Genomic DNA, 25547 nt, shown 5'->3' on the forward strand with positions numbered 1-25547 from the left:
AGACGAAATCATCCCCCAAAAAAAATCACCTGAAGTTTCTTGAATACCACGCCAATAGGGGTTATCCGAGCTCTAAGTCAACACAAACGCCAGTACAGCCCACGGTGTTTCATCGGGTTATTGTAAAGAATGTAAATTATTGTAAATTTCCTATTAAATTCATTGACTTAATGGCAGAGGGGGGGGGTAGAATCCGATTCTATTTGAGCCTTTAAATGGCCTATGTAGCCCAAAACTTCCCAAAATCAAAAGGTTTATAAGGCTAGCACTTATTTAGGAAATGGATGAGTTTAATTAAATAGGAATTTAAAACATGAATAAAATTTTTAAAGTCATTTGGAATCATACAGCCCAGCGTTTTGTGGTGACGTCAGAATTAACAAAATCGAATGGTAAATCATCAAGTACAGATAACCGTATTGAACCAACTAAAACATTAGTGGCATTAAGTGTTGCGAGTGCTGCATTATTAGGTTCTACAAATGCAATGGCAGCAGCGGCAGCGAATACCCCTATTTCTATTTCAGGAAATGATATTTATATTGCAAGTGATGCAGATGGAAATACAGCATTTGGTAAAAATGCTTATGCAAATAACCCGGCTAATACAGACGCTACATTATCATTAGCAATTGGTGCAAATGCTAAGGCATCAGGTAACGCAACAACTGCAATTGGTCGAGGTTCTGTAGCAACGGGTGACTGGTCTATGGCAATTGGTTCTGGTGCTGCAGCAACAGGTAGCAATGATGTTGCAATCGGTGAGGGGGCAAAATCTTCAGCAATATATGCTGTTGCTATTGGTAAGGGAGCGAATGCTTCTTCTGAAACAGCTGTCTCAATCGGTTATCTGTCAGAAGCAAAAAATGGAGTTGGAACTGTTGCGGTTGGTCGAAGTGCTATTTCTGATGGCAATCAGGCTGTCGCCATCGGTATGCAAGCTCGTGCAACAGGGGCGAACAGTACATCGATTGGCCAGCTCGCTGCAACTAATGCTGCAGATGCTATTGCAATTGGTACAAGTGCAGGAATTCTTCCTGGTGTTGGAGCATCAAGTGGGGATTCTTCTATCGCTATTGGTCGTAGCTCATTGGCTTCAGGCACACGTGCCGTTGCTCTAGGTCGTTCTACTTGGGCTAGGGGGCTTCGTTCTACCGCAATGGGTCAATCTGCAAATACAGAAGCAGACTATTCTATTGCTATAGGTAACAACGCAAACGTAACTGTTGCTACAGCAACAAACTCAATTGCTATGGGTAACTTATCAACTGTTTCAGGCTCAAACTCAATCAGTATTGGTCCGGATTCTAACGTAACAGGTAACTCATCTATCGCTATTGGTGTGGGCAACGTGGTTAGCGGAGATGGTGCCGGCGCATTTGGTGACCCATCAATTGTAGCAGGGGCAGGCTCATATACCCAAGGTAATGATAATGCGGTTGGTTCACAATCAAGCAACGTGGGCGCGTTTGGTAATAACAACCAAATTGGCGCAACAGCGACTTATGCAAATGGCAAACTACAAACAGCAAGCGGTTTAGCCAATGAAGTTGCCGTTGAAAACTCTCGCGTTGTCGGTAACAACAACTACATCACCTCAAGCAATACTTATGTCTTAGGTAGCAGTGTGGGTGTGAAAGATGATGGTTCGTTATTTACTTCAAAAACTGTCGAAAACTCCGTTTATTTAGGCAACGACAGCACCATTGCGAAAGGTGCGACAGTGGGCACGAAAAACCTCACAAAAGAGGATGTTGCAGGCACAACCACCACCGCCGGCGATGAGGGTACGGTTAAAACAGCCAATGTGAGTAGCATTATTTATGGCGGTTTTGCCGGTGATACCGCAAAAGGTGCGGTCACTGTGGGGTCAGCAGGCGAAGAACGTCGTATTATGAACGTAGCGGCAGGGGAAATTTCAAAAACCTCTACCGATGCCATTAATGGCTCACAACTTTATTTAGTGGCAAGTCATATTACTGACAATGCCCCATTCCAATATGTGGATAAAGACGGCAATCCTGTAGTAAAAATTGGGGATAAATACTATCCGGCAGGTACAACAACTGATGCTAACGGCAACATTGTGGATAAAGACGGCAATGCTGTACAACCTGTTGCAGACCAAGACAGCGTGGTAATTAAAGCGAAAGGCACTAACCCTGAAAACATCACGAATGTGAAAGGGAATTTAGACAATACCTATAGCGGTAAAAAAGACATTGATGGTAATGAAATAAAGCCAACAACAGAAGCTTCGCTACCTGAAAAATTTGACCCAACTTCCTCAAACTTTAATAAAGGAGTGCTTAACAACGCGGCAACCGTTGGTGATGTGTTAAACGCAGGTTGGAACTTGCAAGGCAACGGAAGTGCGGTCGATTTTGTGAAACCTTATGATACCGTGAATTTTATCAATGGTAAGCCAAAAAATGATGCTAAGCCTGTTGATACGTCAGATACGCAAGTGAACGTGATTAATCCAAGCGCGCCTAATAATACCAAAGGGGATGCCACTCAGTTAGGTAATGTGGCAGCAGGTACTGAAACCTTGAGCAATCCTGTGGATAAAGACGGTAACCAATTAGTAAAAGATAAGGATAATAAATATTATCCTGCCGGCACGGAGTTAAATGAAGATGGCTCAGTGAAGTCTGCAGATGCGAAACCGGTTGCAACACAACCTACGGAAAATGTATCTAATGCTTATAATGGATTAGCCGATTTAAATGGCTCTAATGCAACTAATGTCCTAACTGTTGCCGATGCGAAAAAATTAGGTTGGGTGGTTTCAGCCAGTGGTAATGATTATGCGGATGATGTGCGTAATGCAAACCGTGTGGATTTTGTCGGTAAAGATGGCATTAAAGTAACAGGCGAAACGACAGCAGCGGGAGTGCGTGAGATTACGATTTCGTTAGAGAAAGGCGAAGTGGCGAAATCGAATGAAAAAACCATTACCGTTGGTGGCGAGAAAAAAGATGTAGTTGAAGTGACCGATGATGAAGGTAACAAAACTTACTATGAGAAAGACAACATTGACCCAACAACAGGCAAACCAACAGATACCACAAAAGCATTAACACCTGATACTAATACTGAAGTAGAAAATAAAGGTAACGGCTTTGTTGATGGTAATCAAGTGGCGGATGCAATTCAAAAATCAGGTTTCTATGTGAGTAAAGAAACTGACGTAAGTGCGGTGGATTTTAATAACAAAGAAGAAAAAATTAACCCTGATGACAAATTGAAATTTGCTGATGGCACAGGAACAACGGTAAATCTTGGTACTGTGAAACAATTAGATGACAAAGGTGAAGTATCGACCACTACTGTGGTGAAAGTGGATATTGACCAAGGTACAATGGAAGTGGAAGACGGTAAGTTGGTTGATAAAGCCACTGAAACCGCCAAAGATGCCTTAACTCAAGCGGAAAAAGCCTTAACAGACTTGAAAGCCGATCCAAATACGACTGCAGAAGATTTAGTTGAGGCGGCTCAAAAAGTGATTGATGCACAGAAATTGTTGGATGATCTGAAAACTAAAGGTGAAGATGTTGTTAAAGCGGAAGCTGACTTAAAAACGGCTCAAGAGGCATTAAAAACCTTGAAAGCTGATGAACAGACAACACCTGAGCAATTAATTAAAGCCGCAAACGATGCGCTTGCTGCAGAAAAAGCCTTAGAAAAAGCGCAAAATAAAGTGGCGACGGTGCAAAATGTGGTGGATACGATTAACAAATCCGGCTTTAACTTGAAAACGTCTGCTACGGCGGAAGGTGAAAAAGTATCAGGCTCAGATGAGTTAATTAATCCAGGCGATGCAGTTGAAATGGTTGCAGGTAAAAACTTAACGGTGAAACAAGAAGCGGATGGTAAAGTCACTTTTGCAACGAAAGATAAAGTAGCATTTACCGAAGTGAAAGTGGGTGATACGGTGCTTAACGAAGGTGGTTTAACCATTAAGAATGGTCCAAGCATCACGGCAAGCGGTATTGATGCCGGCGACAAGAAAATCACCCATGTGGCAGATGGCGAAATTTCACCAACATCAAAAGATGCCGTAAACGGTTCACAATTATATAATGTGGCACAAAATATCAATAATCGTCTTGGTGATGTGAATAAACGTATTGATGATGTGGATCGTGCCGGCAGACGTGGTGCTGCTATTGCGGGGGCGATTGGTATGATCCCACAACCACATATGTCGGGGCGTTCAATGGTGGGCGCAGCAACCACAAGCTACCGCGGTGAACAAGCGCTGGCTGTGGGTTACTCTCGTATCTCAGATAACAGCAAGCACATTATTAAATTCAGCGGTTCATCAAATATGTCTGGTAAGAAAGACATGATGGTCGGTGCAGCTTATGGTTACCAATGGTAATCCGTGATTGCTGAATAAATAGAACAAAAGCAGGATGAAAATCCTGCTTAGATTGCTGACAAAGCTCATCTTTGGGAAACCACCTAGCACGAGCCGTGCTAGGTTCATTAAGCCCAGCCCCGCTGGGGCTGAAAAAAGAGCCGCAGAGCGGCTCAGATTAATTAACCCTATACGGCTCGTATAGGGTTTGTCAACGGTCTAAGCAGGATGAAAGTCCTGCCTTTTTATTTGGGCGTAGCGTGAACACTAAGTGGGATTGATAGAATTAAATATTCTCGAGAAAATCTGTACCGCGAGATTCATAATTTAAAATATTCAAAAATGTTTTGGCGCGGTCGGTGGTTGGGTTAACAAAGAAATCTTCAGGTTTAGATTGTTCTATAATTTCACCTTTGTCCATAAACACAATACGGTCGGCCACTTGGCGTGCGAAGCCCATTTCGTGGGTGACAATTAACATTGTCATGCCGTCTTTGGCTAAACCCAATACGACATCTAATACTTCACGGACCATCTCCGGATCAAGTGCCGCGGTGACCTCATCAAATAACATAATTTCGGGGTTCATGCAAAGTGAACGCACAATGGCGATACGTTGTTTTTGCCCACCTGACAATTCTCTTGGAAACGCGTTTTTACGTTCATATAACCCCACACGTTTTAAGAGCTCATCTGCTTGTTTTTCTACTTCTTCCCGTTTGCGTTTCTGTACTTTTAAGGGGCCGAGTAAAATATTGTCAATAACAGACATATGGGAAAAAAGCTCATAGCTTTGGAACACCATACCGATATGTTGGCGTGCATTAACCCAGGAAATATCCTTACCTAATTGTCCTTTCCCTTCTAGTATTAATTCACCGCTTTTAATTTCTTCCAATCCGTTAATACAGCGTAATAAGGTGCTTTTACCGCAGCCTGAAGGTCCAAGAATGACGACGACTTCACCTTTTTTAACCGATAAATCAATGCCGTGAAGTGCGGTCACATTTCCGTAGTTTTTAACCAATTTTTTAATTTCTAATAATGCCATAATTTAGTTGTCCCAACGATTTTCTAAATATTTTGAGAATAAAGACAGTGGATAACAAATCGCGAAATAAAGTGCGAAAATCACGCCGTAAATCCAAAGTGCCGCAGATGGATCGGTAAATAACGAGGTTTCGATAATCTGTTGCCCAATTTTAATGACCTCCAGTACGCCGATTAACATGGCTAAAGAGCTGGTTTTTACCATTCTCGTAAAGAGATTAATGGCACCGGGGGTCACGCGTTTTAAGCTTTGGGGTAATAAAATATAGATAAACGTTTGTGTTTTGGTTAAACCGAGGGCATAAGCCGCTTCCACTTGATGTTTTTCAATGGAAGTTAATGCACCACGAACTAAATCCCCCATTTCAGCGGTGCCCCAGAAGATAAACACCATAATGCAAACCCAGACACCATCAAGATGTGCACCAAACCATTTTGCAAAACCGAAATACACTAAAAATAAAATGACCAATAGCGGGATAATGCGCACAATTTCTAAATAGAGCTGACATAAAAAATGGACAGCTTTATTTTTACTTGTCATGATGACGCCCATGATCACGCCCAAAATACAGGCGAAAAAAACGGAGATAAAGGCGATTTGCGCAGTCACGGCTAAGCCACCCAGTAAGCGCTCTAAGTTTGAACCCTGAAAAAGTATTGTTAATCCCATTTTAAGCTCCATATTTTGCTTGGCGCAGGCGGCGTTCAAGGACGCGAATGTAAATAGATACCGGTAATAAAATAATTAAATAGAATACAACCAATAAAAATAAGGCTTCGTTCGTTTTATAATCCATACCGATAATATCTTTGGCTAAGAACATAAGTTCTGCTACAGCTACAGCACTGATGACGGATGTTTCTTTCATTAAGAATAAGCAGTTTGCGCCAATGGCCGGGGTTGAAATGGCAAAAGCTTGTGGAAAAATGACATAGCGAAATGCCTGAATTGGCGTTAACCCAATACTCAGCGCGCTTTCAATTTGCCCTTTCGATACGGCTTCCAAGCCGGCTCGGACAGCTTCTGCCATATAACTGCCACCGAGAAAAGCTAACCCGATAATACCGCACGTGAAACTATCTAATTTAATCCCCACTTTCGACAAACCGAAATATAAGAAGAAGACTTGAATGAGTAAGGGCGTATTACGCGAAAGTTCAATATAGATTTTTACGATCCATTGTAGTCCGCGCACTTTATAAACTAATACCACGGCACAAAGCACACCGATGATGATTGATAAAATAATACTCCAAAGGGATAACTGCAGCGTAAGTAAGGTTGCATCAATAAATCGAGGAATCGCGTCTAATATATATTGCCAATTCATAGTTCTTGTGATGGAAAAGAATAAAATAGCTTATTATAGGCACCGGTGTAAGCAAAATTTAAAGATCTTATGGTTATGTTTAATAACAAAATCCCATAAAAAATGACCGCGCTTTGAAAAAGTGCGGTCAATATTTTCAGGGTTATAAGGTGAATTTCCCTACACCTAATTCATCTTCTTTACGTGTACGTTGGATAACCGCTTGTGGTGATTGCACGACACGCAAACCCATTTCATCTTCTGTACGAACGACATCACCGCGCAGTGAGTTGGTGTAAACATCGGTGATTTTAATATCCACGAATTTACCAATCATATCAGGCGTACCTTTGAAATTGACGATACGGTTATTTTCCGTGCGCCCTGTTAATTCCATAATATCTTTCTTAGAGGGGCCTTCCACTAAAACACGCTGCTCTGTCCCCAGCATGGCACGACTAAATTGCAAAGCTTGGTTGTTAATGCGTTGTTGTAATAAAGCTAAGCGTTGTTTTTTCTCTTCTTCAGTGACATCATCCGGCATATCGGCTGCAGGTGTGCCTGGACGTGCTGAATAAACAAAGCTGTAACTCATATCAAAATTCACGTCCGCAATTAAATTCATCGTTTCTTCAAACTCAGCATTCGTTTCCCCCGGAAAACCTACGATAAAGTCTGAGCTGATTTGAATGTTTGGACGTACTCTGCGCAATTTACGAATAATCGATTTATATTCTAATGCGGTATGACCTCGTTTCATCATGGTTAAAATGCGATCTGAGCCGGCTTGAACCGGTAAGTGCAAGAAGCTGACTAATTCAGGCGTATCTGCATATACATCGATAATATCATCGGTAAATTCGATTGGATGGCTCGTGGTGAAACGTAAACGGTCAATGCCGTCAATCGCTGCCACTAAACGTAATAATTCTGCAAAGGTGCAGATACCACCATCATGTGTTGCACCGCGATAAGCATTAACATTTTGCCCTAATAAGTTAATTTCACGTACACCCTGCTCCGCTAATTGCGCAATTTCAAATAATACGTCATCTAACGGACGGCTCACTTCTTCACCACGGGTATAAGGCACAACGCAGTAAGTACAATACTTGTTACAGCCTTCCATAATGGAAACGAATGCGGTTGGCCCTTCCGCTTTTGGTTCAGGTAAGCAGTCAAATTTTTCAATTTCAGGGAAGCTAATGTCCACCACATTGCTTTTACCGCCACGAATCTGATTGATCATTTCAGGTAAACGGTGCAAGGTTTGTGGCCCGAAAATAATATCCACAAAAGGCGCACGTTCACGAATGTGTTCACCTTCTTGTGAGGCCACACAACCGCCCACGCCAATAATTAAATGTGGTTTTTCTTTTTTCCAAGTTTTCCAACGGCCTAATTGTGAGAACACTTTTTCTTGTGCTTTTTCACGAATTGAACAGGTATTGAGCAATAAAACATCTGCATCTTCAGGTTTATCCGTTAATTCTAAGCCGTGGGTTGATAATAATAGATCCGCCATTTTTGATGAATCATATTCATTCATTTGGCAGCCCCAAGTGGTGATATGTAATTTTTGCGTCATAATCTTAATCGGTTAAATAAAAATTCTTTAAAAATTTGGTCGGGTATTTTACAAGTTTAGGCGGGTGGTGGCTAGTTTTAATTTTCATCAATTCAACGTAGAATCTCATTAAAAATAGAAAAATAAAACCGCACAATGATTTCATCATCAAAAGTGCGGTTAACATATTAAAACATTTTAATTTAAGCCAGCTTTTTCTCAAGGGCTTTAAGACGTTTATTCATCTTATCAATGCCCATGGTGAGTGCTGCCGTTTTTCGCCATTCTTTGTTTGGTTGAGCAGGAATACCTGAGGAGTAAATACCTTTTTCCGTAATTGGCTGCATAATCATACTCATGCCTGTGATAATGGCTTGGTCGCAAATTTCCATGTGACCATTAATCACACTCGCGCCACCAATTTGGCAATAGCGTCCGACTTTTAGACTACCGGCTAAAATCACGCCACCTGCGATTGCTGTTCCTGTACCAATATGCACGTTATGAGCGATTTGGCAAAGGTTATCGATAATCACGTTATCTTCGATAACCGTATCATCTAACGCACCGCGATCAATACAAGTACAGGCGCCAATTTCTACTCGGTTACCAATCACTACGCGACCGGTTTGTGGAATTTTAATCCATTTACCACGTTCATTAGCATAGCCAAAACCATCACTACCAATCACCGCACCTGATTGAATTAAACAATCATCGCCGATCTGTACTTCGTGATAAATACTCACATTTGCCCAAAGTTGAGTGTTTTTACCGATTTTCGCATTTTTACCAATAAAGCAACCGGCACCAATCACCGCATTATCCCCAATCACTGCGCCATCTTCGATCACCGCATTGGCTCCAATCGATACGTTTTCACCTAAAGAAGCGCGTTCAGAAATTACCGCACTTGGGGCAATATCAGAAGCAGCTTTTGGCGTAGTATCCATATATTGAGCCAAGATTGCATAAGCCACATAAGGATTTTGTACAATCAATAAATTGGCATTCTCTGCACAAAATTCTACATCTGCCTCAGATACGACTAAAACACTCGCTTGTGCTTGTGAAAGATAGGGACGATATTTGACGTTAGAGATAAAGGTAAGTTGATTTGTGCTCGCGCGATCTAATGGTGCAATACTGCTCACTACAACATCGGCGTTGCCACGAATGGCACCGCCGACTTGCTCTGCTAATTCTTTTAAAGTATAAGAACGCATAAGTTTAATTTACCTTAGATTATTGCGCTTTTTTCTCTTCAGCTTTAGGCGCTTCCGGTAATTTACCACCGACGGCTTTTAACACATCTTCAGTAATATCTTTGCCATCAACAGCATAAACAACAGAATTTGCGTCAATCACGTAAGTATAGCCTTTTTCTTTCGCTAATTTGTTGGTTGCAACTTGGATTGATTCTAACAATTTAGCGGTTTCTTCACGTTCAGCATTTGCTGTTTCTTGTTGGAATTGACGAGCTTTTTCATCATGTGCACGCATTAATTTATTGATCTCATCTTCACGTTTTTTGATGTCTGCGCTACGTAAATTTTTGGCGTCTTTTTGTAATGCGGCAATTTTGCCATCAATGGATTTTTTGCTTGCAGCAAGTTTATCCGCTTCCGCTTTGAATTGTTTTTCTAAGCTCTGACCAATCGCTTCACGCTCCGGATGGTTTTGGAATACGACTGCGGCATTAACAAATGCGATATTTTCCTCTGCCATAGCTGAAGCTGAAGCAAAACCTAATGCTAAAGAAAGTGCAGTTGCTTTTACAAAGTTTTTCATTGTTTAAATTTCCTTATTAGTTGTTGATTGTTTCGTATTACAAACTCAATTTGTAATACGAGTGATTTTTCGACTACAAAGTCTTTAATAAGTTCCGATTAGAATGAACCACCAATGCTAAATTGGAATTGTTCAATATCATCTTCTTCATATTTTTTGAGTGGTTTAGCGTATGAGAATACCAAAGGACCAATTGGGGATTGCCATTGGAACGCCACACCTGCGGAAGAACGGATACGACTTGGATCACCATAATCCGGCAACATCGGGTAGCGTGATTTTTCTACATTAGACCATTTTGTATTCCATAAACTTGCGGCATCAACGAATAATGATGTACGCACGCTGTTTTGGTTTTTATCCGCCACAAATGGGGTTGGAATAATAAATTCTGCACTGGCGGTTGCCATCGCATTACCACCAATTACATCTCGACTTACTTGATCATAGTCACCGCTTTGTCCCATATAAATAGCATTTGGTCCGAAACCACCGTAAGAGAAACCACGAATGGTTCCGATACCACCTAAGTTATAGAGTTGGTAGAACGGCACGCGTTTACCATTTAGACCATCCGTATAAGCGGCACTAAATTTACCGGAAATAACCCATTTATGCTCACGATCTAATGGATAATAACCTTGAATATCTGTGCTTAATTTATAGTAGCGGTTGTCTGAACCCGGTGCAGTAACTACGCCGCCCACATTAACTTTTACCCCTTTAGTTGGGAAATAACCACGGTTTAAGTTATTATAAATCCAACCGGCAGAAATCGTATAATCGTGGGTTTTAAACGTCCAGTCATCAAATTCCATAGACTCACGGTAAAGATCACGCGTGTATTCCGGGCTAATGTCTTTTAATTTATTATAAGTATAACCCGCACCAATATAGTAGGAGTTATTTTCATTCACCGGGAATCCTAAGGTTAAATTTAAGCCGTAAGTCGTACGTTTATAAGAGGCCACGTTATCGTCTGTGCCTGTATTATCATAGGTTTGATAGAATACATTACCACCAAGACTGACTCCATCTTTGGTAAAGTATGGTTCGTTATAGCCTAAATCAACACTTGTCCCATAGTCGTTACGTGTTCCTGATACACTAATTGACGATCCCATCCCCAAGAAGTTATCTTGTTTTACACTCGTTTGATAGCTAAAACCACTTTCTGTACCGTAACCGATACCAAAGTTGATACTTCCCGTATTACGCTCTTTGACTTTATAAATCACATCAACTTCGTCATCCGTTCCTTTGACCGGCTCATTACGATATTCTACCGTTTCAAAGAAACCTGTACGGTCTAAACGTGTTTTACCTAACTCAACAAGTTGAGAGGATAACCAAGCCCCTTCTTGTTGGCGCATTTCTTGACGCAATGTGCTATCCGCGCTCACGGTATTGCCTTCAAAGCGAATTTGACGCACAGAATAACGGCGACCTGCATCTACAACATACGTAATTCCTACGGTTTTATTCACATCGTCAAAATCAGGCACCACATTAACTTGTGCCGTAGCATAACCTTGCTCAGCTAATTTCGCTTTGATGCCGTTTTCAACAGAACTAATTTCCACACGACGGAAAGTATCATTCAAACGAATACCGTCTAATAATGATTGCAACTCATTCTGCATACCGCCCACATTCCCCACGATACGCACACTATTGACCGTATATAATTCGCCTTCATTAACCGTAATTTTAACACGCGCTTCGGTTTTCTCATCATTAAGTTGAACATCTGTCGCAGTAATTTGCGCTTTAGGATAACCACGATCTTGGTAGTAATTGGTGATGGTTTCTAAATCTTTACCAAATTGTTCTTGAGAAAATTTAGCACCGAACAATTTCCACCAAGCATCTTCCGAAAGCTCCATTTGATCGGCTAAGCGCGAACCTGAAAAGGCTTCGTTACCTTCAAATGTTAATTCTTTTAATTTAGCAACATCATTTTCTTTAATATTAATTTTAACTTCTGCGCGATTATTCGGTAAGGTATTCACCACAGGCTCAACTTTAGCATTATAACGACCGGTTGACGCATAATGTGATTCTAAACTTTCAGCAAAAGCCGTTAACTTCGCACGGTCAAGCACACTTCCTACTTTAAAACCATTATTATCCAGATTTTCTTTTAACGCTTCTGTTGGAATGGTGTCATTACCCGAAATAACCACATCCGCAATAATAGGCAATTGCACCACAGAAATCGTTAACACATTACCATCACGAATAACTTGCACATCCTGATAGCCACGATGATAAAGTGTACGGACAATAGTCGCAATTTCTTCATCAGTTATACGCTTACCCAACTGAACAGGTAAACCGGCTAATACTTTACCTTCAGCCCCGGATTCCACGCCATCCACTCGAATATCTTGAACAACGAACGGTGCCGCATAAACACTGGTTGAACCCAATAATAAACTAGCAATTAAGAGTTTTTTCATTTTTAAATCACCTATAAAAGTGCGGTTAGTTTTTGCTGCGTTTTACAAACGCAAAAAATCATTGAATAAAGCAAAGGCAGTTAACGCTAACAACAAAGCCGCGCCAACTCGATAACATAATTCTTGCACCCGTTCTGAAACAGGTTTGCCTTTTATCCCTTCCACCGCCAAAAAGACTAAATGACCGCCATCTAGCACCGGCAATGGAAATAAATTCATCATACCCAAATTGACACTAATTAATGCCATAAAGCTTAAGAATGCAATCAAACCAAAACTGGATGAAACACCCGCGCCCTTCGCGATAGAAATAGGGCCACTCAAATTACTGAGCGATAAATCCCCTGTAAATAACTTGCCGATGACTTTGACCGTCAACGCAGAAAGCTGCCACGTTTTCTCTACCCCTTTCCACAAGGCGTCAAGAATATCATATTTTAATTCAGTTCGATAGATTTCATTTATTGGCTCAACCACAGGAGCAATGCCGGCAAAATAGCGTCCGTCTTTCATTTCAGGCGTTAACGCGACAGTCAGCTCTTCCCCTTGTCGCAACACCTGTAAATCCAAGGTTCCACCTTGTTGAATACGATCAACCAACGCCTGCCAATCCACAGGTTGCCCATTTAAACGCAACAGCACATCACCGACTTGCAAATCTGCACGTGCTGCCGGGGAATCTTTCACCACGGAAGCCAAGGTATTCGTCACTTTAGATGAAACCGGTTTAATCCCCAAAGAACCGAAAGCCGATTCTTTTTCAGGGTTAAAAGTCCAATTGCTCAAAGATAGCGTTTTTTCTTGGATACGATGTTCACCAAATGGCGCAACCGTTAAGGTCACTCGCTCATTCCCTAACTTGCTGGCGAGCAACAAATTAATACTTTCCCAATCATCGGTTTGCGTGCCATCAACCGCCAGGATTTGACTGTTGGGTGCAAGCTCTGCCATGGCGGCGATAGAATGAGGTTTTACTTCCCCAATCACCGGTTTAACACTCGGCATCCCCACCACGAAAATCACCCAATAGGCAAAAATCGCAAAAATAAAATTCGCTAATGGACCTGCAGCAATAATAAAAGCGCGTTGCAACACGGTTTTGCTGTTAAAAGATTGGGATTTCAACTCAAGCGGCACTTCTTCCGTGCGTTCATCAAGCATTTTGACATAACCGCCCAAGGGAATCACCGATAAGGCAAATTCCGTTCCCTGTTTATCCGTGCGTTTCCATAACACTTTCCCAAAGCCAATAGAAAAACGATGCACTTTTACACCGCACTTTCGCGCCGCCCAAAAGTGTCCGAACTCATGCACAGAAACCAATACGCCAATAACAACAATAAATGAAACAAGCGACCACAAAAAGGACATTATTTTTCCTTATAACACAAAGAAATAGAAATAGCTGAAAAATGGAACTGCCGCGGTAAGGCTATCAACGCGATCTAACACACCGCCGTGTCCCGGAATTAAATTGCTGCTGTCTTTAATCCCCGCTTCGCGTTTGAACATACTTTCCGTTAAATCGCCCAACACCGAAATAGCCACCGTTGCCGCAGAAAGTGCGGTTAAACTTTGAATATTTCCGCGCGTAAATAAGCTGTCTCCCGCAAAATGAATAAATAAAAACGCTAATACTGCTGCGGTTAAAACACCACCGATCACGCCTTCCCACGTTTTCCCCGGCGATACTTTCGGCGCCAGTTTGTGTTTACCTAATGCGCGGCCGGCAAAATACGCACCACTATCTGCCGCCCAAACTAAAATAAAGACATAAAGCAAGAGTTGTACACCATGCAACGCATCTGACACATAATTATCCAAACGCAAACTTAACACACCAATTACAAAAGGAATGAGAGTGTGAAAGGCAAAAATCGCCTGCAAGATCGGGGATTTACCCCATAATTTCGCCGATGTCGGATAGCTCACCACCAGCAAAAATGCCACGCCCCACCAAACCACAGCACCTAATAAAATCGGCTCGGCATGAGATTGGAAGACACGCCCGGCATTTAAATAATCCGCTTCGCTGAAAATCCATAAAAATAGAAATGCCGCCGCAACAACGGTGATTACAGCGCGCCAAAAGAAGGCTTTAACACGCGCAAATTGTGTCCATTCCCAAACACCCAATGTTGCCACCGCGCCTATCGCCAAAGCGAAATAGAATGGCGAAAATAAAAATAAAGCCGCACAAACGATTGCAATTAATACAATGGCAGATAAAACTCGTTCTTTAAGCAAAAGTAACTCCTTATTCAGAACCGCCAAAACGGCGCTCACGTTGTTGGAAAGCAAAAACTGCTCGGTTAAATTCTTCTTCGTTAAAATCAGGCCATAGCACATCGGTGAAATACAGCTCGGCATAGGCAATTTGCCAAAGCAAAAAATTACTAATCCGTTGTTCACCACTGGTACGAATTAATAAATCCACGGGGGGTTGCGCTTTTGTGACCAACATCTGTTGAAAAAGTTCTTCATTAATTTGTTCCGGTGCTAACTCACCGGCTTTAACTTGCCCGGCCAATTTTTGAGTAGCCTGCAAAATATCCCAACAACCACCATAGTTTGCCGCGATATTCACCGTCAGTGCGGTGTTATTTTCCGTTAATTTTTCTGCTTTGGCGATTTTCTCTTGCAGCTTATCGCTAAACTTCGATTTATCACCTAAAATCAATAACTTAATATTATTTTTATGCAACTTCTTCACTTCACGATCTAAGGCTTGCATAAATAATGTCATTAAGGCGGAAACTTCCGCTTCAGGGCGGTTCCAGTTTTCGCTACTAAAGGCATATAAGGTTAAGGATTGCACCCCAATTTGGCGGGCATAAGACACGGATCTACGCACTGCTTTCACACCATTGGTATGACCAAAAACACGCATTTTCCCTTGTTGTTTTGCCCAGCGACCATTGCCATCCATAATAATGGCAACATGCTTCGGAATATTATTTGGATTGAGTTCGTTCATTTTTTCTCAAAACAGTCAAAAATCAACCGCACTTATTGGCGGCCAGTAATGAGCAGAAATATAGCATAAGCCCCGATTACTGTCATTGTCTTTTACGATGATCCGCTTATTTACTCATCTTAAATAGCACACTATAATGCCCAAATACTTTTCTTTGATATAGGACGGAAAAATGCAGTTTTCCAAAATGCACGGATTAGGCAACGATTTTGTCGTGGTTGATGCAGTAACCCAAAATTTATTCTTCCCTGAAGAGGTCATCAAAAAACTCGCCGATCGCCATCGTGGTATTGGCTTCGACCAATTACTCATCGTTGAACCACCCTACGATCCTGATCTCGATTTTCACTACCGCATATTTAATGCTGATGGTAGCGAAGTTTCCCAATGTGGCAACGGCGCACGTTGTTTCGCCCGTTTCGTTACCATGAAAGGCTTAACCAATAAAAAAGACATCGCAGTAAGCACCGCTAAAGGCCGTATGATTTTAACGGTTAAAGATGACGGCATGATCCGTGTCAATATGGGCGAACCCATTTGGGAACCGAGTAAAATCCCTTTTATTGCCAATAAATTTGAAAAAAATTACATTCTTCGCACTGACATTCAAACCGTCCTTTGCGGCGCAGTTTCTATGGGCAATCCGCATTGTGTCGTGCAAGTAGATAATATTGACACCGCCAACGTAGAAGAACTTGGACCATTACTTGAAAATCACGAACGTTTCCCAGAACGAGTAAATGCAGGCTTTATGCAGATTATTAACCGTAATCACATCAAACTACGAGTTTATGAACGTGGTGCTGGTGAAACACAAGCCTGCGGAAGCGGAGCTTGTGCTGCTGCGGCTGTTGGTATTATGCAAGGATTGCTTGATAACACAGTTCAAGTGGATTTACCTGGTGGCTCTCTCACTATTGAATGGGCTGGAGAAGGACAACCGTTGTATATGACAGGTGATGCGACTCATATTTATGATGGCGTAATTAAACTCTAAAACGTAAATGTGAAAAGTGCGGTGAAATTTCGCCGTTCTTTTTACACTAAATTAACATTTCCCTCGCTACACTAATGTAAAACTCTCATTTTACTTTATTCTTTCTATGCCTTTTCACCATATATCTCAACAAATATTATAATCTTTCAAATAAGTTAATAACCTGGTCAAGTAAAATTCATATTTTTTGTGATCAAATTCAAATATTTACAATATTTTTGTATTTTTTTAACAAATTTTAAATACAATACATAGTAATTTTACAACCACTAGGAATTTTTTATGGCTTTTGCACTTAGTATTTTTCCAATTATTCTTTTAATTTACCTTATGGTAAAACGTAATGCCTTACCTTCTTATGTTGCATTACCTTGGATTGCTGTTGTTGTTTTGATGATCCATCTAGCCTATTTCGGCACAGATATCGCAACAATTAGCGCAAACGTTACTGCAAGTATTGTGGCGGTACAAACGCCAATTACTGTTATTTTTGGGGCAATTTTATTTAACAAATTCTCAGAAATGTCTGGTGTAACCAATGTATTACGTCGCTGGCTAGGGAATATTAACCCGAACCCTGTCGCACAGCTTATGATTATCGGTTGGGCATTTGCCTTTATGATTGAAGGTGCAAGTGGTTTCGGTACACCAGCTGCAATTGCTGCCCCTATTTTAGTTGGTTTAGGCTTTAACCCAATTAAAGTCGCCATTCTCGCATTAATTATGAACTCAGTGCCTGTTTCATTTGGTGCAGTAGGTACACCAACTTGGTTCGGTTTTGGTCCACTGAAATTAGGTGAAAATGAAATTCTAACGATAGGTTCAATGACTGCCTTAATCCATAGTATCGCGGCCTTTATTATCCCGCTCATGGCATTACGCGTTATCGTAAGTTGGAAAGAAATTCGCCAAAATCTTATGTTTATTTACATTAGTGTTTTTGGCTGTGTTGTTCCTTATTTAATAATTGCTCAGTTTAACTATGAATTTCCAGCATTAGTCGGTGGGGCAATTGGTTTACTCATTTCAGTTTTCGCAGCGAACCGCAATATTGGCTTAGTAAAAATGGAAAATCATTTGGATAGCAATGCAGTCACAACATCCCAAGTTATAAAAGCATTACTACCAACAGGTATGTTGATTTCTATTTTAATCATCACACGTATTCAACAATTACCATTCAAAGCTTGGATGAATGATACAACGACATGGTTTACAACACGTATTGGTTCATTGGGCGATTTTGAAATCAGTCATGGTTTAGTATTCAGTTTGAAAAATATTTTTGATACCCATGTGAATGCGAGTTATAAATTACTTTATGTACCAGCATTTATTCCATTTGTTATCACAGTACTCATTGTGATTCCACTATTCAGTATGACCTTCAAGCAAACAAGAGAAATTTTTGGTGACAGTTTACGTCGCACTAAAAATCCATTTATTGCTTTAGTCGGTGCACTTATCATGGTAAATCTCATGCTTGTTGGTGGAGACGCATCAATGGTAAAAACTATCGGTAAAACTTTTGCTGAAACCACTGGTGAACATTGGACATGGTTCTCATCTTATCTCGGTGCAGTGGGAGCATTTTTCTCTGGTTCAAATACTGTTTCAAATTTAACGTTTGGTAGTGTGCAATTATCTACTGCAGAAATTACAGGATTATCGACCGCACTTGTACTTGCTTTACAATCTGTAGGCGGCGCTATGGGGAATATGGTCTGTATCAATAATATCGTGGCCGTCTCTTCTGTACTTGGTACTAATAACCAAGAAGGCAATATCATCAAGCAAACTGTATTACCAATGTTTGTGTATGGCATAATTGCGGCACTTGTTGCACTATTTATTATTCCGTTATTCTTTAACGTATAAGATTATTTCCGCACGCTTAGTTGACTTAAGGTGCGGATCTCTTTTCTCATTTGGAGTGACTATGAACGTTAATTTTTACGTTACTTGTATCGCTGACATCGTAAAAGGCGGTGTAGCAAAAAATACGGTATTACTGCTCGAAAAGCTCGGTTGTAATGTCGTGTTCCTTGAAAAACAGGGCTGTTGTGGTCAACCGGCTATCAATAGCGGCTATGCAAAACAAGCCATCCCTGGGATGAAAAGCCTTGTCGAAACTTTTGAAGTGAATGATTATCCTATCGTAGCCCCGGCAGGCTCTTGCGTTTACGCCATAAAAAATTATCCTGAATACTTTGAACGCTTTGGTGAACCACAATGGGCAGAGCGTGCTCAAAAAGTTGCCGATCGCTTTCATGATCTTACTGACTTTATCGTCAATGTCCTTAAAGTGGAAAATGTCGGCGCACGTTTAACTGGTAAAGCCGTCTACCATCCATCTTGTAGTCTCACTCGCAAATTAGGTATTGTTCAAGAGCCTTTAACATTATTACAAAACGTTAAAGGTTTACAGTTACTGCCAATTCATAATCAACAGACTTGCTGTGGTTTTGGCGGAACGTTTTCCGTGAAAATGGCGGAAATTTCAGGCGAAATGGTGACTGAAAAAGTGGTAAATATTAGTGACGTAGAGCCTGATTATTTAGTTGGTGCTGATGTTAGCTGCTTAATGAATATTGCAGGACGTTTAAGCCGAGAAGGCAAAAATGTCAAAGTGATGCATATTGCCGAAGTATTAATGCAAGATGAGCAAGGAGTGAACTAAGATGTCTTTGAAAACTAGTGAGTTACCATTTAAACAACGCGTTGAAAAGCAAGTTCACAATGAAATTATGCGCCGTGCGGTAATCAAAGCACAAGAAACTATTGGCGCAAACCGCCAAAAAATGGTGGATGAACTCGGGCATTGGGAAGAATGGCGTGATCTGGCAAAACAAATTCGTAACCATGTATTAGCCAATCTTGATGCCTATTTATATCAATTAAGTGAAAAAGTAGAGCAAAATGGCGGACATGTTTTCTTTGCAGAAACCGCAGAAGAAGCCAATGATTATATTCTCCGCGTTGCTCGCGAAAAAAATGCGAAAAAAATTGTTAAATCAAAATCTATGGTCACCGAAGAAATCGGGATGAACCATATTTTAGAAAAAGACGGCATTAAAGTCGTTGAAACAGATTTAGGCGAGTATTTGTTACAAATCGTAGGTGATAAACCGTCTCACATTGTTGTACCTGCTATTCATAAAGATCGCCATCAAATCCGTAAAGAATTACATGAAAAATTAGGTTATAACGGGACTGAAAAACCAGAAGAAATGACAGCGTTCATCCGCCAAGTTATCCGAAAAGATTTCTTGGAGGCTGATATTGGCATTAGCGGCTGTAACTTTGCCGTGGCTGAAACGGGGTCTTGCTGTTTAGTCACGAACGAAGGTAACTTACGCCTTGCAACTACTGTACCTAAAACGCATATTGCCGTCATGGGTATGGAACGTATTGCGCCGACGTTCCAAGAAGTGGACGTGTTAATTACGATGCTTTGTCGCAGTGCCGTTGGGGCAAAATTAACAGGTTACAATACTTGGTTAACAGGCCCACGCCTTGAAGGCGAAACAGATGGTCCTGAAGAATTTCATTTAGTGATTGTCGATAATGGTCGTTCTCAAATTCTTGAAAGTGAATTTAAAGAAGTATTACGCTGCATTCGCTGTGGTGCTTGCTTAAATACTTGTCCGGCTTACCGTCAAATTGGCGGTCATGGCTATGGTTCAATTTATCCCGGTCCTATTGGTGCCGTTATTTCACCATTACTTGGCGGTTATGAAGACTTTAAAGAATTGCCATATGCATGTTCATTATGCTCCGGCTGTAACAGTGTTTGCCCAGTAAAAATCCCTTTAGCACAACTTATTTTACGCCACCGCGAAAATATCGCTCAGTCAGGGTTAACACCATTAGCAGAGCGCATTTCCATCAAAGGTTTTAACTTTGCCAATGCCCATCCAGCAATTTGGGATAGCAGTGTCAAAATTGGGGCTAAATTAGCAGGAAAATTTATCAAAAATGGCAAATCACCTATTCAAGCCGGTGCACTCGCAGAATGGACAAAAGCACGTGATTTACCACAACCAGAGGGTGAAAGTTTCCGTACATGGTTTGCTAATCGGGGGAAAAATTAATGACAATTCAAAATCGTGAAACATTTTTAGCAAGATTAGCAGAACGCATGGGGCGCACACTTCATACTGTACCAGATCCTATGCCTCAATTAGTAAATGACTACCCTACAACACGTTTAACAGATCGTACGCAAGCTCAACTGGCGCAAGAATTTATGGATTTTGCGAAAGTAATGATGGTAGATGTAGTCGAAACAACAGAAGCGAATGTTGTGGCGCAATTACTTGAAATTTGCGAAAAATATGGTGGTGGTGACATTATTTTAAATAATGACGAAAGACTGACAGAACTCGGTTTAACTCAGGCTATCGAAATGAATTACACCACGCATATTTGGGACAAAAATGCCAACACAGAGAATATCACTAAAGCAGAAAAAGCGAATATTGGTATTGTTCATGCCGAATATGGTTTATGTGAAAGTGGCGGTATTGTCTTATTCTCAAATCAAGATAATGGCCGTTCAGTAAGCTTATTACCTGAAAAATCGATTGTAGTAGTACGCAAAAGCCAGATACTTCCGCGCGTCGCTCAGCTCGCCAAAATTTTGCATGAAAAAGCACAACATGGAGAGCGAATGCCATCTTGTATCAATATTATTGCCGGTCCAAGTTCAACCGCAGATATTGAATTGATTAAAGTGGTTGGCGTACACGGCCCTGTGGCAAAAGTTTATTTAGTGATTGATGACCTATAAAATTTGCTAAAAATTGACCGCACTTCGTGGTGAAAAACCGCAAGTGCGGTTTTTTATTGCGCGATTTTCTACTAAAATAGATTCATTCAGAAGCATTTTTCTACTATACACAGAACATCAATATGCAAGTTGCCCTTCAAAAATACTACGATTATTTACGTATTGAACGCCAATTAAGTGCTTATACGTTAACCGCGTATCAACGCCAACTGACTGCAGTGGTAGAAATTTTGCTGAAAAATGAAATTCATTCTTGGCAAGCTGTTTCACCAAGCGTAGTGCGATTTGTAGTAGCAGAAAGCCGAAAATCAGGTTTACACGAAAAAAGCCTTGCCTTACGTTTATCTGCCTTACGTCAATTCTTAGGCTATTTGGTGATACAAGGTGAATTAAAGGTCAATCCTGCTACCGGTATTTCAGCGCCCAAACAAGGAAAACATCTACCCAAAAATATTGACGAAGAACAAGTGACTCAACTTCTCAATAACCAAAGCAAGGAACCGATTGATATTCGTGATCGCGCGATAATTGAGTTAATGTATAGCTCCGGATTACGGTTATCTGAATTACAAGGATTGAATCTCAACAGTCTCAATCTGCGTGCTCGTGAAGTTCGCGTGTTGGGGAAAGGAAACAAAGAACGAATTCTGCCCTTTGGGCATCACGCTTTGCATGCTATTCAAGCATGGCTAAAAGTGCGGTTGCTTTTTAATCCAAAAGATGACGCATTATTTGTGAGTTCTTTGGGGAACCGCTTAACCCATCGTTCTATTCAAAAACGCTTGGAAGTGTGGGGTATAAAACAAGGATTAAACGCCCATTTAAATCCCCATAAATTACGTCATAGTTTTGCTACTCACATGCTGGAAGCCAGTTCGGATTTACGTGCTGTGCAAGAATTATTAGGCCATAGCAATCTTGCCACCACACAGATTTACACCCATTTAAATTTCCAACATTTAGCGGATGTCTATGATAAAGCACACCCGAGAGCAAAACGCAAAAGCTGATATTCAAGGAAAACAAGATGAAATTTTACTGCACTTTTATGCCATTTAAGGCGATCAGTTTCGATCTTGACGATACGCTTTACGATAATCGCCAAGTTATTCAAAATGCTGAAAATCAGTTTGTGGCTAAACTGTCGGAATTGTTAGGACAAGGGGTTTCAATCGATGAATGGAAGCAATGGAAATTTAAGATTTTGGCAGAAGATCCTGTGTTGTGTGAAGATGTGACCCAATGGCGGTTTGAAGCGGTTCGTGCTTTTTTGTTAAACATCGGAAAAAGTGCGGTAGAAATTGAGACCATTTGGCAAACCACTATCGAACATTTTTTTGTTTGGCGGCATAAAATAGCGATTCCGGCACAAAGTTTTTCCGTGCTTAAACAACTCAAACAACATTACCCTTTAATTGCCATTACCAACGGCAATGTTTCGCCGGAACGCATTGGCTTAGATTTTGATCTGACTTTAAAGGCCGGCGTTCACGGCAGAGCTAAGCCACATCAAGCATTATTCCACCAAGCCGCCGCGGCATTTCATCTTCATCCGCAAGACATTTTGCACGTAGGCGATAATCTTGTAACAGATGTTCAAGGCGCGATACAAGCGGGTTGCCAATCGGTGTGGATTAATTTATCCGATTTAGGCATAGGAAAATTTACAGAAGCTCGACTGCTACCGACTGTGGAAATCGCAGATTTAACCGAACTCTTGTCACTCACAAAATAAGCTTATAGAATTCATTTATTTATACTCTTAACACAAGGAACCACTATGCGCGGATTAAAACATCTCAGCTATTTTCTCACTAAATTCACGGCTCTCGTGATTATTCTTACGGCAATGGTCACATTCTACGTACCGAGTGCATTTACCTGGGTAAAAGGCGATGCACAGATCATCGTATTAGGCATCATCATGCTCGGCATGGGTGTGACACTGGGCAAACAAGATTACAAAATCTTAGCCCAACGCCCTTTAGATATTTTTATCGGTGCCGTAGCGCAATACACTATTATGCCCTTTATTGCCATTACCATCGCCAATCTCTTTGATCTTTCCCCGGGTTTAACACTAGGTCTTGTATTAGTCGGTTGCTGCCCCGGTGGTGTATCTTCCAATATTATGAGTTTCTTATGTAAAGGGGATGTGGCGTTTTCTGTGGGGATGACAACGGTTTCAACCATAGTTGCACCGGTTATGACACCCTTATTAATCAATTACTTAGTCGGCGAAACCATTGATATGGATGGTTGGGCAATGTTTAAATTTATGCTCTTAGTCACCATTTTGCCTGTGGCTATTGGCTCAGCATTTAACATTTTCTGCCATAAACAAAAATGGTTCCACGATGTAAGAAGCGTCATGCCCGGTGTGGCGGTCATTGGATTTGCATGTATTGTCGGTGGCGTAGTAGCGGTTCACGGTCCAAAATTTCTCGAATCCGGTTTGGTTATCTTCGTTTGTATCGCATTCCATAACATTATTGGTTATGTTTTAGGCTATCTTGCGGGTCAATGTTGCGGTATGAGCACAGCGAAAAAACGCACCTTATCTATCGAAGTAGGCGTACAAAATGCCGGATTAGCCACAGGATTAAGCTCAAAATTCTTCCCAACCAGTGCAGAATCCGCGATCGCCGCCGCCGTATCTTGTGTATGGCACTCTATTTCAGGCACAATCTTAGCGAACCTTTTCCTTTGGTGGGATAAAAAACGCGCTCAACCTACAGAAGCATCTCAAACGGAAGTTGTGGATGCCTAAGTAACAAAAAAGTGCGGTGAAACAACCGCACTTTCTTTTTTATGGTACAAATTAACGGCGTCCAAACATTCCGCCTAAGCCGCCTAATCCACCGAGACCGCCCATGCCGCCGCCCATTAATCCTTTCATGCCACGCATCATTTTTGCCATACCGCCATTGCGCATTTTTTTCATCATACGTTGCATTTCGTCAAATTGTTTAAGCAATTTGTTCACATCTTGCACTTGCGTACCTGAACCTAAGGCAATACGGCGGCGGCGCGAACCTTTAATGATTTCAGGGTTTGCCCGTTCTTTTAACGTCATGGAATTAATGATCGCTTCCATTTTGATAAACATTTTGTCATCCACTTGATTTTTCACGTGATCAGGCAAATTTTTAGCACCGGGTAATTTCTCAAGCATTGACATCATTCCGCCCATTTTTTTCATTTCAACGAGCTGTTCACGGAAATCATCAAGGGTAAATTGGTCGCCTTTTTTGAATTTTTGCGCCATTTTTTCCGCTTTTTCATGGTCAACGTTGCGTTGTAAATCCTCAATCAACGACAACACATCGCCCATACCCAAAATACGCGATGCTACACGATCAGGATGAAACGGTTCTAATGCATCGGTTTTCTCGCCAACACCCAAAAACTTAATCGGTTTTCCTGTAATTTGACGAATCGATAACGCCGCACCACCGCGGGCATCACCGTCCACTTTGGTTAAAATCACCCCGGTTAACGGCAAGGCTTCATTAAAGGCTTTTGCGGTATTGGCGGCGTCTTGACCTGTCATGGCATCAACGGTAAAGAGCGTTTCAATTGGCGAAAGTGCGGCGTGAATTTGCTTAATTTCGTCCATCATTTCGCCGTCAACATGTAAACGACCTGCGGTATCCACAATCAACACATCGTAGAATTTCAATTTGGCATCCGCAAGCGCAGCTTTGACGATTTCAACAGGATTTTGTTGTACGTTTGATGGGAAGAAATCCGCGCCAACCGCTTGCGCCAAGGTTTCCAATTGTTTAATCGCCGCAGGGCGGTAAACGTCCGCGGACACCACAAGCACTTTTTTCTTATGACGTTCTTTTAAGAATTTCGCGAGTTTACCTACAGAAGTGGTTTTACCCGCCCCTTGCAAACCTGCCATTAAAATTACCGCGGGCGGCTGAGTAGCCAGATTGAGTTCTTCATTCGCATCACCCATGGCCATTTCAAGCTCGCGCTGAACGATTTTCAAAAACTCTTGCCCTGGGGTTAGGCTTTTGTTCACTTCTTCGCCAAGGGCACTTTCTTTGACTTTGTTGATAAAATCGCGAACAACAGGCAACGCCACATCCGCTTCAAGCAATGCCATACGCACTTCGCGCAAGGTATCTTTAATATTATCTTCAGTTAAACGGCCTTTCCCCGTGATATTGCGTAGGGTTTTCGATAGGCGATCGGATAAATTCTCAAACATAACATTCTCA

The 25547-nt window shown here is 41.4% G+C and carries 20 protein-coding genes; 9 read left to right on the plus strand and 11 right to left on the minus strand.

The window, feature by feature from the left end:
- The first annotated feature begins 313 nt into the window (after positions 1-313).
- Positions 314-4387: an ESPR-type extended signal peptide-containing protein gene (locus Q0O89_RS00180; protein WP_293729355.1), complete on the plus strand. Its 4074-nt coding sequence runs from the start codon at positions 314-316 to the stop codon at positions 4385-4387.
- Positions 4388-4652: 265 nt separating this feature from the next.
- Here the strand turns inward: Q0O89_RS00180 and Q0O89_RS00185 are convergent, their stop codons facing one another.
- The 10 genes from Q0O89_RS00185 to uppS all read right to left on the minus strand — a co-directional run bounded on the left by Q0O89_RS00185 (position 4653) and on the right by uppS (position 15526).
- Complete coding sequence (locus Q0O89_RS00185; protein ID WP_293729357.1) at positions 4653-5417, minus strand: amino acid ABC transporter ATP-binding protein; 765 nt, start codon at positions 5415-5417, stop codon at positions 4653-4655.
- A gap of 3 nt (positions 5418-5420) precedes the next feature.
- Positions 5421-6089 (minus strand): amino acid ABC transporter permease, encoded by a 669-nt coding sequence (locus tag Q0O89_RS00190; protein ID WP_293729359.1) that lies wholly within the window; start codon positions 6087-6089, stop codon positions 5421-5423.
- Between the two features lies 1 nt (position 6090).
- Positions 6091-6750 (minus strand): amino acid ABC transporter permease, encoded by a 660-nt coding sequence (locus tag Q0O89_RS00195; protein ID WP_293729361.1) that lies wholly within the window; start codon positions 6748-6750, stop codon positions 6091-6093.
- Between the two features lie 142 nt (positions 6751-6892).
- Complete coding sequence (gene miaB, locus Q0O89_RS00200) at positions 6893-8317, minus strand: tRNA (N6-isopentenyl adenosine(37)-C2)-methylthiotransferase MiaB (protein ID WP_293729363.1); 1425 nt, start codon at positions 8315-8317, stop codon at positions 6893-6895.
- Between the two features lie 182 nt (positions 8318-8499).
- Positions 8500-9522, minus strand: coding sequence for a UDP-3-O-(3-hydroxymyristoyl)glucosamine N-acyltransferase (gene lpxD, locus Q0O89_RS00205; RefSeq protein ID WP_293729365.1), 1023 nt, complete (start codon positions 9520-9522; stop codon positions 8500-8502).
- Positions 9523-9541: 19 nt separating this feature from the next.
- The gene (locus Q0O89_RS00210) at positions 9542-10087 is read right to left on the minus strand and encodes an OmpH family outer membrane protein (protein ID WP_293729367.1); all 546 of its coding nucleotides are present in this window, start codon (positions 10085-10087) and stop codon (positions 9542-9544) included.
- A gap of 98 nt (positions 10088-10185) precedes the next feature.
- A complete protein-coding gene (bamA, locus tag Q0O89_RS00215; RefSeq protein ID WP_293729369.1) occupies positions 10186-12549 on the minus strand; it encodes an outer membrane protein assembly factor BamA in 2364 nt (787 codons plus the stop codon).
- A 42-nt stretch (positions 12550-12591) separates the two neighbouring features.
- The gene (gene rseP, locus Q0O89_RS00220; RefSeq protein ID WP_293729371.1) at positions 12592-13920 is read right to left on the minus strand and encodes a sigma E protease regulator RseP; all 1329 of its coding nucleotides are present in this window, start codon (positions 13918-13920) and stop codon (positions 12592-12594) included.
- Positions 13921-13929: 9 nt separating this feature from the next.
- The gene (locus Q0O89_RS00225) at positions 13930-14796 is read right to left on the minus strand and encodes a phosphatidate cytidylyltransferase (RefSeq protein WP_293729373.1); all 867 of its coding nucleotides are present in this window, start codon (positions 14794-14796) and stop codon (positions 13930-13932) included.
- A gap of 10 nt (positions 14797-14806) precedes the next feature.
- Positions 14807-15526 carry a polyprenyl diphosphate synthase gene (gene uppS, locus Q0O89_RS00230; RefSeq protein WP_293729375.1) on the minus strand — a complete coding sequence of 240 codons (720 nt, stop codon included), beginning with the start codon at positions 15524-15526 and terminating at the stop codon, positions 14807-14809.
- Positions 15527-15698: 172 nt separating this feature from the next.
- On the opposite strand from uppS, the gene dapF reads away from it, so the two are divergent.
- The 8 genes from dapF to Q0O89_RS00270 all read left to right on the plus strand — a co-directional run bounded on the left by dapF (position 15699) and on the right by Q0O89_RS00270 (position 24085).
- Positions 15699-16523 carry a diaminopimelate epimerase gene (gene dapF / locus Q0O89_RS00235; protein ID WP_293729377.1) on the plus strand — a complete coding sequence of 275 codons (825 nt, stop codon included), beginning with the start codon at positions 15699-15701 and terminating at the stop codon, positions 16521-16523.
- Positions 16524-16805: 282 nt separating this feature from the next.
- On the plus strand, positions 16806-18401 hold the full coding sequence (locus Q0O89_RS00240; RefSeq protein ID WP_273390967.1) for an L-lactate permease: 1596 nt from the start codon (positions 16806-16808) through the stop codon (positions 18399-18401).
- A gap of 61 nt (positions 18402-18462) precedes the next feature.
- Entirely contained in the window at positions 18463-19203 is a 741-nt protein-coding gene (locus tag Q0O89_RS00245; RefSeq protein WP_273390965.1) for a (Fe-S)-binding protein, read from the plus strand.
- Between the two features lies 1 nt (position 19204).
- On the plus strand, positions 19205-20617 hold the full coding sequence (locus tag Q0O89_RS00250; protein WP_273390963.1) for a LutB/LldF family L-lactate oxidation iron-sulfur protein: 1413 nt from the start codon (positions 19205-19207) through the stop codon (positions 20615-20617).
- Positions 20617-21315: a lactate utilization protein C gene (locus tag Q0O89_RS00255; RefSeq protein WP_293729384.1), complete on the plus strand. Its 699-nt coding sequence runs from the start codon at positions 20617-20619 to the stop codon at positions 21313-21315. Before Q0O89_RS00250 ends, Q0O89_RS00255 begins: the two co-directional genes overlap by 1 nt.
- A 122-nt stretch (positions 21316-21437) precedes the next feature.
- Entirely contained in the window at positions 21438-22325 is an 888-nt protein-coding gene (gene xerC / locus Q0O89_RS00260; protein ID WP_273390959.1) for a tyrosine recombinase XerC, read from the plus strand.
- A 17-nt stretch (positions 22326-22342) separates the two neighbouring features.
- The gene (locus Q0O89_RS00265) at positions 22343-23050 is read left to right on the plus strand and encodes an HAD-IA family hydrolase (RefSeq protein WP_293729387.1); all 708 of its coding nucleotides are present in this window, start codon (positions 22343-22345) and stop codon (positions 23048-23050) included.
- 45 nt (positions 23051-23095) lie between these two features.
- The gene (locus Q0O89_RS00270) at positions 23096-24085 is read left to right on the plus strand and encodes a bile acid:sodium symporter family protein (RefSeq protein ID WP_135710776.1); all 990 of its coding nucleotides are present in this window, start codon (positions 23096-23098) and stop codon (positions 24083-24085) included.
- Between the two features lie 51 nt (positions 24086-24136).
- On the opposite strand, the gene ffh is transcribed toward Q0O89_RS00270, so the two are convergent.
- Entirely contained in the window at positions 24137-25537 is a 1401-nt protein-coding gene (ffh, locus tag Q0O89_RS00275) for a signal recognition particle protein (RefSeq protein WP_273384281.1), read from the minus strand.
- Positions 25538-25547 lie beyond the last annotated feature (10 nt).

Source organism: uncultured Actinobacillus sp. (assembly GCF_945915845.1).
Taxonomy (GTDB): Bacteria; Pseudomonadota; Gammaproteobacteria; order Enterobacterales; family Pasteurellaceae; genus Exercitatus.